Source organism: Alkalihalobacillus alcalophilus ATCC 27647 = CGMCC 1.3604 (assembly GCF_000292245.2).
Classification (GTDB): domain Bacteria; phylum Bacillota; class Bacilli; order Bacillales; family Bacillaceae_D; genus Alkalihalobacillus; species Alkalihalobacillus alcalophilus.
This window is the reverse complement of record NZ_ALPT02000039.1, coordinates 1-12,655: the sequence shown is the minus strand read 5'-3', so window position 1 is coordinate 12,655 and position 12,655 is coordinate 1. Positions and strand designations below refer to the sequence as shown.

General features: G+C 37.8%; 11 protein-coding genes. All 11 read left to right on the top strand.

Annotation, left to right across the window (positions count from 1 at the left end; genetic code table 11):
• Positions 1–3 precede the first annotated feature (3 nt).
• Entirely contained in the window at positions 4–1,365 is a 1,362-nt protein-coding gene (locus BALCAV_RS11825) for a UDP-N-acetylmuramoyl-tripeptide--D-alanyl-D-alanine ligase (protein WP_003321922.1), read from the top strand.
• A 4-nt stretch (positions 1,366–1,369) separates the two neighbouring features.
• Entirely contained in the window at positions 1,370–2,344 is a 975-nt protein-coding gene (mraY, locus tag BALCAV_RS11820; RefSeq protein WP_003321923.1) for a phospho-N-acetylmuramoyl-pentapeptide-transferase, read from the top strand.
• The gene (gene murD / locus BALCAV_RS11815) at positions 2,345–3,706 is read left to right on the top strand and encodes a UDP-N-acetylmuramoyl-L-alanine--D-glutamate ligase (protein ID WP_003321924.1); all 1,362 of its coding nucleotides are present in this window, start codon (positions 2,345–2,347) and stop codon (positions 3,704–3,706) included.
• Between the two features lie 517 nt (positions 3,707–4,223).
• Positions 4,224–5,324, top strand: a complete 1,101-nt coding sequence (gene spoVE / locus BALCAV_RS11810) for a stage V sporulation protein E (RefSeq protein ID WP_003323614.1) — start codon at positions 4,224–4,226, stop codon at positions 5,322–5,324.
• A gap of 777 nt (positions 5,325–6,101) precedes the next feature.
• Positions 6,102–6,881, top strand: a complete 780-nt coding sequence (locus tag BALCAV_RS11805) for a cell division protein FtsQ/DivIB (protein WP_003323928.1) — start codon at positions 6,102–6,104, stop codon at positions 6,879–6,881.
• Complete coding sequence (locus tag BALCAV_RS11800) at positions 6,856–7,581, top strand: DUF881 domain-containing protein (protein ID WP_326938308.1); 726 nt, start codon at positions 6,856–6,858, stop codon at positions 7,579–7,581. Before BALCAV_RS11805 ends, BALCAV_RS11800 begins: the two co-directional genes overlap by 26 nt.
• A gap of 8 nt (positions 7,582–7,589) precedes the next feature.
• Positions 7,590–8,300 carry a DUF881 domain-containing protein gene (locus tag BALCAV_RS11795; RefSeq protein WP_003323925.1) on the top strand — a complete coding sequence of 237 codons (711 nt, stop codon included), beginning with the start codon at positions 7,590–7,592 and terminating at the stop codon, positions 8,298–8,300.
• A 5-nt stretch (positions 8,301–8,305) separates the two neighbouring features.
• The gene (locus tag BALCAV_RS11790; protein ID WP_003323924.1) at positions 8,306–8,656 is read left to right on the top strand and encodes a small basic family protein; all 351 of its coding nucleotides are present in this window, start codon (positions 8,306–8,308) and stop codon (positions 8,654–8,656) included.
• A gap of 225 nt (positions 8,657–8,881) precedes the next feature.
• A complete protein-coding gene (gene ftsA, locus BALCAV_RS11785; RefSeq protein ID WP_003323923.1) occupies positions 8,882–10,168 on the top strand; it encodes a cell division protein FtsA in 1,287 nt (428 codons plus the stop codon).
• A gap of 33 nt (positions 10,169–10,201) precedes the next feature.
• Positions 10,202–11,344 (top strand): cell division protein FtsZ, encoded by a 1,143-nt coding sequence (gene ftsZ, locus BALCAV_RS11780; RefSeq protein WP_003323922.1) that lies wholly within the window; start codon positions 10,202–10,204, stop codon positions 11,342–11,344.
• A gap of 202 nt (positions 11,345–11,546) precedes the next feature.
• Entirely contained in the window at positions 11,547–12,473 is a 927-nt protein-coding gene (spoIIGA, locus tag BALCAV_RS11775; protein WP_003323921.1) for a sigma-E processing peptidase SpoIIGA, read from the top strand.
• Positions 12,474–12,655 lie beyond the last annotated feature (182 nt).

Here is a 12,655-nt window from a genome sequence, read left to right as displayed (position 1 = left end):
ACTATGTTAACTTCAACGTTAATTCCATCTCTATCTACATTACATCCATTAAAAGAGATGACTTTTCCATCTGTTTCAACAGATACGAGAACTTTGGAAAAAGGAGCGTTATATGTTCCGCTAGTAGCGAATCGAAATGGACATCATTTTGTGAAACAGGCGATTGAAAACCAAGCAACTGCTGCTTTGTGGAATCAACATGAACCTGTGCCGGATGATTTACCAACTAACTTCCAACTCTTTTTTGTAGAGGATACTTTAAAAGCTTTACAGAAAATGGCTTCCAACTATCGCGATGTTGTAAATCCTGTTGTCATTGCGATTACGGGGAGTAATGGCAAAACAACGACAAAGGATTTAGTGGAATCGGTTCTTTCTTTAGGAGCTATCACATATAAAACACAGGGAAACTTTAATAATCATATTGGGATGCCGTTAACCATTTTGGCGATGCCATGCGACTGTCAATATTTAATTTTGGAAATGGGGATGAGTGGCTTTCGTGAGATTGAGCTATTATCAACGATTGCCAAACCAAACCAAGCGATCGTTACCAATATCGGCGAATCTCATATGGAGCAACTAGGAAGTAGAGAAGGAATCGCCAAAGCGAAAATGGAGATAGTTTCAGGGTTGACCGCTGGTGGTAGTGTCTTTATAGACGGGGATGAAGAGTTATTAAAACCATACTGGAACGAGTCAACTAAAGCGATTGGATTTAAACAAGACAATGTTTTGCAAATAGAACAAGTGAAAATGCTTCAAGAAGGTTACACGTTTGTTTTTCATCACCATCAATATTCAATTCCGTTACTCGGTAAACATAATGTTAAAAATGCCGCCATTTGTATCGCTTTAGCACAAGAGTTAGGTTTTGATACTGAACAAATTCAAACGGGATTATCAGCTGTACAAATTACAGGCATGCGCCTTGAAAAAACGACAGGACCCTTTGGAGAACTTGTCATCAATGATGCGTATAATGCAAGTCCAACTTCAATGAAAGCCGCAATCGAGACGGTTAAAGAAATGCCAACTTTTGAAAAGAAAATCGTTGTTTTAGGCGATTTATATGAGCTCGGTGAAAAAGAAGAAGAGCTTCACCGCTCGATTGCAGCAGCCATTACGCCCCCGATTACAACCGTTATTTGGGTAGGTGACTTTGTTCATTGGATGCATGATGAATGGAGCAAGCATTACGCAACATCGTCGACCGCAGCCTTTTATTTTAAAACAAAAGAAGAGGCCGTTAAAACGATCCGGTCATATGTAGATGACCAAACGGTGATTTTATTTAAAGCCTCAAGAGGTATGAAACTAGAAGAGCTAATTAATGCTTATCAACAGGAAGGAAAGGAGGGGTGATAGAATGTTAGAACTAGTGTTGTTATTATCACTTCTTTTATCATTTCTAATTGCAGTATTATTATCACCAGTATTTATCCCATTTTTACGAAGATTAAAATTTGGCCAAAGTATTCGAGAAGAGGGCCCGGAATCGCATCAAAAGAAAAGTGGAACACCGACAATGGGAGGTATTGTCATTGTCATAGCGATTTTAATTGCTACAGTCTTTATATCGATGCGCTTTTTATCTTTTAGTCAAGAAATCCTCTTATTACTATTTGTCACAGTCGGCTTTGGTTTAGTTGGGTTTTTAGATGATTATATAAAAGTAGTAAAAAAACGGAACTTAGGTCTAACTTCAAAACAGAAATTATTTGGGCAGTTACTAATCTCTGTATTATTTTATTTTGGACTTATTCGTTTAGGATTCTCAACAGAAGTGACGATTCCAGTCACTACGATTAGTGTTGATTTCGGTTGGTTTTATCTTCCTCTTATTATTGTGATGTTAGTTGGAGCTTCAAACGCGGTTAACTTAACGGATGGATTAGACGGTTTATTAGCTGGGACAGCTGCGATTGCGTTCGGTGCTTTTGCCGTTTTAACATGGAGTGCTGAAATGATGGATATTTCCATTTTTAGTGCCGCAGTTGTTGGGGCTGTATTAGGATTTCTTGTTTATAATGCTCATCCAGCCAAAGTATTTATGGGGGACACCGGTTCATTAGCACTTGGTGGAGCAATCGCCGCGATTGCGATCATGGCGAAGATGGAAATCCTGCTTATTATCATTGGTGGTGTTTTTGTTATTGAGACACTATCGGTTATTATTCAAGTTATTTCGTTTAAAACGAGAGGCAAACGAATTTTTAAAATGAGTCCACTTCATCACCATTATGAATTATCGGGATGGTCTGAGTGGCGTGTTGTCGTTACATTTTGGTTTGTTGGAATGATTCTAGCAATTTTAGGAATTTATATTGAGGTGTGGTTATAAATGAGAGCAATTCAGGAATTAGCTGGAAAGCAGGTTTTAGTGCTGGGATTAGCGAAAAGTGGGGAAGCGGCGGCAAGACTTTTACATCAATTAGGGGTAAAAGTAACGATTAATGATGCCAAACCATATAAAGAAAATCTCCAAGCACAACAGCTTGAGCAAGCTGGGTTTCGTGTTGTTTGTGGCGAACATCCATTAAGTTTATTAGATGAACCTTTTGAATTTATTGTAAAAAATCCTGGAATCCCTTATACGAACCCACTCGTAAAGGAGGCGAAAAGACGTCACCTGCCTGTCATTACGGAAATCGAACTTGCTTATCAAATAAGTGAAGCGGACATTGTCGCAATTACCGGTTCAAATGGAAAAACGACTACAACAACTTTAATTTATGAAATGCTTCAAAAGAGTTCTAAACAACCACTAATTGCAGGGAATATTGGGACGGTCGCTTGTGAGGTCGCAGCAAAAGCGACAAAAAATAATGTTATCGTGATGGAAGTTTCAAGTTTCCAATTGATGGGGACTTTAACGTTTCAACCAAAAGTATCTGTGTTGTTAAATTTATTTGACGCCCATTTAGATTATCACGGTACAAAAGAAGAATATATTAAAGCAAAGGCGAATATCGTTGCAAAACAAGCAGAATCCGACTATTTTATCTATAACTTAGATGATCCGCTTGTATGTGAAGTGGCGACTTTAACGAAGGCAACTAAAGTGCCATTTACGCAAAAGTCACTTCTTGAAAAGGGCCTTTCTGTTTTTGAAGGAAATCTTTATTTTAATGGGGAAATGATTATACCGGTAAATGAGATCGTGTTGCCTGGAGCTCATAATTTGGAAAATATATTAGCGGCAGTTGGAGCGGCTATTCTTTCTGGTGCTTCTATTGTGCAGGTTAAGCACGTCTTAAAAACGTTCTCAGGTGTTGAACATCGTTTACAGTTTGTGGAACAAATCGATCATCGGCTTTTTTATAATGACTCAAAAGCAACGAATATTTTAGCAACAAAAAAAGCGTTAGAGGCTTTTGATAAACCGGTTATCTTATTAGCTGGTGGACTTGATCGTGGCAATGAATTTGATGAACTAATTCCAGCCTTAAAAAACGTCTCCAAACTGATTACCTTTGGTCAAACAGCGCCTAAGCTTGAGCGGATTGCACGTGAAGCTAATGTAGGAGAAGTTATTCTTGCCGAAAAAGTAGAAGATGCCGTACAAAAAGCTTGGCAGCATTCTGTCGAAGGTGAAGTCATTTTATTATCGCCTGCTTGTGCAAGTTGGGACCAATATAAAACCTTTGAAGTACGAGGAAAGGAATTTATCAACGCTGTTGCTCGTATTAAAGAAAATAACTAAAATAGATAGCTTGTACGATTACATAACAATTATGAAAAATGATACACATAGTTGCTGTGTGAGTGAATAAGACGATATACAATCTTATAAGAGACTGGGACAAAAACCTCCTCCGATATGAAAAGCCGGTCACATTTTACAACGAGTAAAATGTGACCGGCTTTCGTTCTATTTATTGGAAATGTAGTGGATATTGATGAATGGAGTTCTACTTACCGCTCCCGAAAATCATGCTCCACGTCAATCACAAGGCACCGACTCACCCACGGAACGCGTAGGGTATGGAGCTGGCGGAGTATAGCTAACTCATGTAACAATATTTTAACAAGTAAACTGTTTTCAGTAGCCTCTACTTCAATTAGGGGGAGAATTAGATTTCATAGATGGGTACTTATTAGAGCATACTGCATGTCCTTGTGCTTATAATCGATGCTTGTTCGAGATTCAGACATGTTTGACCACTTGTCCGCATAGTTTATAAAGAGAAATGAGAATGGCTTGTGAAGAGGTGGCAAATATGGCAAATCAAAAAAGAGCACCAGATTATATTTTATTAATTTTAATTTTGTCATTATTAGTAATTGGAATGATTATGGTTTATAGTGCGAGTGCTGCTTGGGCAACGTACCGTTTTGATGATTCCTTTTTCTTTCTAAAGCGTCAATTATTTTTTGCGGGCTTAGGGATTTTTGCGATGTTTTTTATAATGAATATTGATTATTGGACATGGAAAAGTTTAGCGAAAATGATGGTGATTGTTTGTTTTATCTTATTAATTATCGTTTTGATTCCTGGAGTCGGTCTCGTTCGAGGAGGGGCTCAAAGTTGGTTAGGTGTTGGTGCTTTTTCAATTCAACCTTCTGAGTTTATGAAAATGGCGATGATTGTCTTTTTGGCAAAATTTTTATCGGAAAATCAAAAGCATATTACTTCATTTAAAAAAGGGTTAGTACCTTCTTTAAGTATTGTTATGCTTGCCTTTGGTATGATTATGATGCAGCCAGATCTCGGAACGGGAGCGGTTATGGTTGGAACTAGTGTCGTTATGATTTTTGTTGTTGGGGCAAGGATTAGTCATTTTGTGATGCTCGGTTTAATTGGACTGGCTGGCTTTGCTGGGTTAATCATTTCAGCCCCTTATCGTATTAAACGAATTACTTCCTTCCTTGATCCATGGGAAGATCCACTTGGTAGCGGCTTTCAAATTATTCAATCCCTTTATGCAATTGGGCCGGGTGGTTTAATGGGGATGGGGCTCGGGGAAAGTAGGCAAAAGTATTTTTATTTACCGGAACCGCAAACAGACTTTATTTTTGCGATTTTAGCAGAAGAGCTTGGTTTTATTGGTGGAGTGATTGTTTTGCTATTATTCGCTTTCGTTTTTTGGCGAGGGATTCGGATTGCTTTAGAGGCACAAGATTTGTTCGGTAGTTTATTGGCGATTGGGATTATTTCGATGGTTGCGATTCAAGTAATGATAAATGTAGGAGTTGTTACAGGTTTAATCCCAGTGACAGGAATCACTTTGCCATTATTAAGCTATGGCGGTTCGTCTTTAACATTAATGCTCGTTTCACTTGGAGTCCTGCTCAATATAAGTAAACATTCACGAATCTGATGAAAATAGAATACAGAGTAGGAGTTGCCACATCATCGGGCAGCTCTTTTTTTGTTGTGGTAAATGTAGATTTCGAAATGAAATTTGTGAGGTGTAGAGATAGCTATGAGGTTGCTGAAAAAGTCTCAAGTTTAACTTTGGCGAGAAAGCTCCCGGTTCACCCGCGGAACGCGTAGGGTATGGAGCTGGCGGAGTGCAACTAATTCATGAAACCCTATTTTAACGAGTAGACTTTTTCAGAGACCTCGATTGCTATAGCGACAGGGGTGAAAGTAGAAATATGTGAAACTTTCAATCGTGAGTATAAAGGGAGGTAGAGATTCAGATAATCTCACATAGTCTGATCATACGCTTGTAATATGATACGTGGTAAAATAGACGTGTCATCTAGAGTTATGCTCATGAAAAGGATAAAAAATCTAGTTTTATAAAGAAGGAAAAAGGGTAATCATTAACGAATAAGGCTTAGAAGATCATTTGGATTAAAATGGAGTATATACATTCCTTTTTTTTATCATTATGATTAACATACATAGCTAAAGATGAAGAGTGATAGGCCCTTTATGATTACAATACAAATATGGAATTGATGGTAAAAGAGCGGTGTTTTTTGAACTAAGGGAATTTCAAAAAATATAAGTCGTTTTGAACTTGTTATGATAAAAAAGCAAGCTATCAGGAGAAAAAGATAAAGTCATGTGATAAATTGGTACCTGATTTATGGTATAATTAAACAGATGAATAAAACAATGAAACTACAATACGGGAGATGTCACGATGGGTAACGATAAATTAGTTACATTGGATGATCGAGTGCCATCGTTAAAAGAACAGCGTAAGCAAAAAGCGAATCGCAGGTTGCTGTTTTTTTTATTGCTGTTCTTCCTGTTATTGCTACTGATCGTTTATATGCAGTCACCACTAAGTCATATTCGAAGTATTGAGGTGAATGGGCAATACATTGCTAGTGAAGAAGCAATAATTGAAGCGAGCGGTATGAATTTAGGCGATCACATTTGGAATATAAATGCAGACGAGATTCAACAATTAATTGAACGACTTCCCGAGGTACAAAAAGCGACCGTAGAAAGGCAATTTCCAACGACCGTTTTGGTCGAAGTGGAAGAGTATCCACGTGTTGCCTATTTATTAAAAGAGGACAGGCTTTTTCCTATTATGGCGAATGGTTTATTTTTAACTGAGCTAGGAAGGCATGATTTCCCTTCGGATGCACCAATTATTATCGGACTGGAAGAAGGGGAGTTGTTAACCGAATTTGCGGCGGAATTAGCTCTTTTACCTGAACAAATAAGTGAACGTATCTCACAAATTTTTCATGATGCTACTGAATCAGATCCGTATGCTATCACGTTATTAATGACAGATGGTATTGAAGTTCGATCAACCGTTCCAAATTTTGCAGAATGGATGGCACCGTACCCTTCTATTGCACAGGAAATAGATCGAACATTAAATGGGGTTTTACATATGAAGATGAGCCCTTATTTTGAACAGTTTGATTTTGAGGAGGATGCAGAAGTTGAAAGTGAGGGGTAAACACGTCATTTTATCCTTCGTTCTGTTCGTTTCTGGCTTTATTATTGCTTTGAGTTATCAGATTACGTATGAAAGGCAAGCATCAACAGGGCAAGAAGTAGAAACACAATGGAGATATGAGGATGATTTAAGAGAGCAGATTGTAGAAACAGAAACATCAAATTATGAATTACAACAGGAGATTCTGGAGCTACAAGCTGAGGTAAGAGAGCTTGAAGAAGAATTTGCGAATTTAAGTGTGGAAGAAGAGGTACGGAATAAAAATCTAATTGATGATATTGAGAGACTAAGAAAAATTGCAGGAACGGTTCCTGTGAATGGACCAGGGATCGAAATATCATTAGAAGACGCTGAGTATATGCCTACAGGTACGAATCCAAATGATTATATTGTTCATGAAGCTCATGTCCAGCAAGTGATTGATGAATTGCTCGTTTCACAAGCTGAGGCTGTTGCAATAAATGGCTATCGCTTAACGAATCAATCATTTATCAAATGTGTCGGACCGGTTATTTTAGTAGATGGACAAGCATCTGCAGCACCTTTTACGATTACGGCAATCGGCGATCCGGAGACTTTATTAGCTTCTTTAGATATTCTTGGTGGAGTAAAAGATCAGCTTGTAAATGAAGGAATAACGGTACGAATCCAAAAAAAGAATCAAATTGAGTTAAGTCCTTACTTATCGGAGAGCGGGTGATAAGTAAGATGAAGCGTGTTTGGGTTTTTACAATAGTAGCTTGTATTATTGGCTTTATGATTAGCGTACAATATCAGTCTCTTCAAGTAGAAGAGATGACGGTACGTGATACTCGCGATGTGAGGGAATTAAGAGAATTATTAAAACAATCCCAAGAAAATCGTATACAACTTATGGAAGAAATAGACAAGCTAAAATTATTAGTTATGGAATATGAGACGACTCTAAATAATCGTGAAGACGTTGTGGTAGTATTAGAAAATCAAATTGAAGAGTTAAAAGCGACGGCTAGTTTATCTGAAATAACTGGCAATGGGGTTGTGATAAGAATCGAGTCTCTTATTCAAGATGATTTTCTTGATGAGGAAAAAAGAACTCCACCTCCTGAACTTTTTCGATTTTTATTAAATGAGGTAAAAAGCTTCGGTGCGAAAGAAATAGCGGTTGGGTCTGAACGAATCATTACGACCTCTGCTTTTCGTGAAGTGAACGGTATAACTCAATTAAATTACAAAAGAATCCCCCCTCTTCCGTTAGAAGTAAAAGTCATAAGCGATAATCCTGAAAGGCTTCATAATGAACTGCTCGTATCGAGTTCGATCGAGGAATTCGAAGCTTTTGGCTATTTAATAACGATAACTTTGGAAGAGAACCTTTCTTTGCCTGCCTTTGAACAAACACCAAGGGTTCGCTATATGGAAGAAGTGAAGGGGGAGTAATCTAGATGTGGTTACCTGTATTAGGGTTAATAATTGGGATCGTTTTAGGCATTTTAACGGAATTTCGCGTTCCAACAGAGTATTCGAGCTATTTATCGATTGCTGTATTAGCCGCATTAGACACTCTCTTTGGTGGAATTAGAGCTCATATGCAAGAAAGCTTTAATTCCAGCGTATTTTTATCAGGCTTTTTCTTTAATATTATTTTAGCTGCAGGTTTAGCTTTTCTAGGTGTTCATCTTGGTGTAGACTTATATTTAGCGGCGATTTTTGCATTTGGTGTTCGTTTATTCAATAATATAGCGGTCATTAGAAGAATCGTTTTAGCAAACTGGCAAGCTAAAAAAAGAAAATAGGAAAAAGATATCGATTTATTTGGACAAATCCGTTTTAATTAAGAGGAAATAGGCGGTTTCATGTTGAATATGGTTATAATTAATCTCTATATGCATTAGCAGTTTCAATATGTACGAGAATCAATTTTGTTCTATTTCATCATGAGACTCATTCTACTGTAGTGATTCTTAAAGGTTAAATTTCAAGTGTTCGTTTCACTTTATATAATAAGGAGGTGCCACAGAATGAACAACAATGAAATTTATGTTAGTTTAGACATCGGTACATCCAATGTCAGAGTGATCATTGGAGAAATTTCAAATAGGACAATTAACATTATTGGAGTAGGATCAACCCCTTCTAATGGAATAAAAAAAGGGGCAATTGTTGATATAGATGAAACGGTTCAATCTATTAAGCGAGCAGTGGAACAAGCGGAAAGAATGGTCGGATTATCTATTAAACAAGTAGTAGTAGGGATAAACGGTAACCACGTTCAATTACAACCTTGCCATGGAGTGGTCGCTGTCTCAAGTCCAGACAGAGAAATTGGAAATGAGGATATAGCAAGAGTCATTGATGCGGCACAAGTGGTATCAATCCCACCTGAGCGTGAGATCATTGATGTCATTCCTCAGCAGTTTATTGTAGATGGATTAGATGAAATTAATGATCCACGTGGTATGATTGGTGTCCGCCTTGAAATGGAAGGAACTATTATTACCGGATCGAAAACGATTTTACATAATTTACTTCGCTGTGTAGAAAGAGCTGGACTTCAAATTGCAGATGTTTGCTTGCAACCACTTGCTGCTGGATCAGTTGCAGTATCAAAGGATGAAAAGAGTTTAGGAGTTTGTTTAATTGATATTGGTGGTGGTTCTGTCACCATTTCTATCTTTGAACAAGGGACTTTACAAGCGACTTCTGTTCTACCAATCGGCGGAGATCATATTACAAATGATATTGCAATTGGATTACGAACCTCTACTGAAGAAGCAGAACGCGTAAAAGTAAAGCATGGTCATGCTTATATTGACGAAGCTTCTGAGGATGAAAAGTTTACTGTTGCTGTGATCGGATCAAATGAAAAGCAGAATTTTAATCAATTTGAATTGGCTCATATTATTGAGCCGAGAATTGAAGAAGTTTTTGAATTGATTTACCGTGAACTGATGAGGCTAGGGTATAAAGACTTTCCTGGTGGTTATGTTTTAACGGGTGGAACCGCAATGATACCAGGAATACTTGAGCTTGCACGTGAACTGTTAGAAGGGAATATTCGAATTGCGATACCGGATTATATCGGTGTTAGAGAATCACAGTATACGACAAGTATTGGCTTAATCCAATTTGCTTATAAAAACGTGAAAGTACAAGGAAAAGAAGTAGCTGCTTCTGTAAGTGATGGTGAACAGCCAACTTATAAAGAAGAAGAACCACGTCATAAAAAGCAAACAAAGGATCAAGATGGGAAAAGTGAGAAGCCAAAGGCAAAAGTGAAAAATTTCTTTAAAGTATTTTTTGAATAGTAGTGAATGTTAGTCTGATTAGGGGGACCTCAAATGTTAGAGTTTGAAATGGATATGGATCAATTAGCACAAATTAAAGTAATCGGTGTTGGCGGTGGTGGAAGTAACGCTGTAAACCGAATGATTGAAAATGGCTTACAAGGTGTTGATTTTATTGCTGTCAACACAGACGCACAAGCTCTACACCTTTCAAAAGCGGAAGCGAAATTGCAACTTGGTGGAAAGCTCACAAGAGGACTTGGAGCTGGGGCAAATCCTGAAATCGGGAAAAAAGCAGCAGAAGAAAGCCGTGAACATTTAGAAGAAGTTTTACAAGGTTCAGATATGGTCTTTATAACCGCCGGAATGGGTGGGGGTACTGGAACGGGTGCTGCACCGGTTATTGCTGAAGTAGCGAAAGAACTAGGAGCTTTAACAGTAGGAGTTGTCACTAGACCGTTCACATTTGAAGGACGTAAACGTCAAACTCAAGCTGCAGCTGGTATTGAAGCTTTAAAAGAAAAAGTGGACACATTAATTGTCATTCCAAATGACCGTCTTTTAGAAATTGTTGATAAGAATACACCAATGCTTGAAGCATTCCGTGAAGCGGATAATGTTTTACGTCAAGGTGTACAAGGTATTTCAGATTTAATCGCGGTTCCTGGATTAATTAACCTTGATTTTGCTGATGTTAAAACGATCATGAGTGAAAAAGGTTCAGCTCTTATGGGAATTGGAATTGCAACAGGTGAAAATCGTGCTGCTGAAGCGGCAAAAAAGGCAATTTCAAGTCCATTACTTGAAACCTCTGTAGACGGGGCTCAAGGGGTATTGATGAATATTACAGGTGGTTCTAACTTAAGCTTATATGAAGTTCATGAAGCAGCTGAGATTGTTTCAGCCGCATCTGACTCTGAAGTAAATATGATCTTTGGTTCTGTCATTAGTGAAAACTTAAAAGATGAAATTGTTGTTACGGTTATTGCGACTGGTTTTGACGATGTAGAAAGCAAAACAGCTCACCGTCCAAGCCCGTCAAAAATGGTTAAACAAAAACCAAGACAAGAAGAACCTCAGCAAAAAGAACCGCGTTTCAACCAAGCTCAAAGTCAACCGAGCACTCCGAATGATGAGCCAGCTGATACGTTAGATATACCGACCTTCTTAAGAAATCGTCGTAATCGTAACCGTTAATCCAATCCAAAAGCTACTTTCTATTCACAATCGTGAACAGAGGGTAGCTTTTCTTTTATTTCCTGCCTTATTTCCTCAAAATATATTCTGACAGAAATACCAAAAATCTTTCAAAATAACAAGTTGAAACTCGCCATGAAGTGACAGACTTAGATGGGCTAAAGATTTATACTTATTAAAAATAATGAATGAGGGAGTAACCATGACTGTTTATCTCGACCTCATCTGGTTATTAAACTTTTTTATTGATTATTTGCTCATTGCTTTGACAGCTCTTGTATTAAAAAGAAGGTTTAAACATGTTCGTTTTATTCTAGCGGCTTTTATCGCTTCCTTTATTGTGATTCTTATGTTTACTCCTTTTGCTGATCTCGTTTATTCACCATGGTTTAAATTGATTTATTCAGCGTTAATTGTTTGGGTTGCTTTTGGATATGAGAGGTTACGTTTCTTTATTCAGAATCTCCTGATGTTCTATTTTGTAACTTTTATGACAGGAGGTGCCTTATTTGCATTACACTTTTTTTGGCAAACTGAATTGGACATCCTTTCAAGTTTTTCACCACAAAATGGAATCTTTATCGGAAGTTCGATAAGTTGGGTTTTTGTTTTAATCGGTTTTCCACTCGTTTGGTATTTTTCAAAACAGAGATTTGAAACGATTGAAACAAAAAAAATTCAAGCTGATCAAATGGCAGAGGTGACTCTTTTTATTGACCACTTTGAAATTAAAACGATAGGGTTAGTCGATACAGGCAATCAACTTCTTTGTCCGATTACGAAACAGCCTGTGATGATTATTGAAGGATCATTATTATATGAAACGTATAGTGAGGCCGTTGTAAAGGAATTAAGTCAAATTGCGGAGGGCAAAGATGAACTATTGCCAGAGACAGAAAAGTTAGCTCATCGTGTTCGAATTATTCCTTACCGTGTTGTCGGTCAGGCATCCCCATTCTTAACGGCATTAAAGCCAGACAAAGTAGAAATTGTCTTTAACAATGAACGTTATGAAACTGAAAAAGTATTATTAGGATTGCAGGAAGGCGAATTATCAGCTGATGGACTTTTTACAAGTATCATTCACCCAAAACTCGTGCAAGGACCCGTCTTAGAGAAACTAGCATGATAACAATCTAGCTACGCCTGTTAGAAGCTCGAGAAAAATCGCCCATCTGAGTGAAGACAAAAAGCGTCTTCATCAGCTGTTCTTGCCCACAGGACGTGGGTACAAGGCGTTGCGGCAGGATGGCGCGAACTTAGCGTTGATTCTTAAATTTCTCGCTTCTGAGCAAACGGACTTCGCTTTAT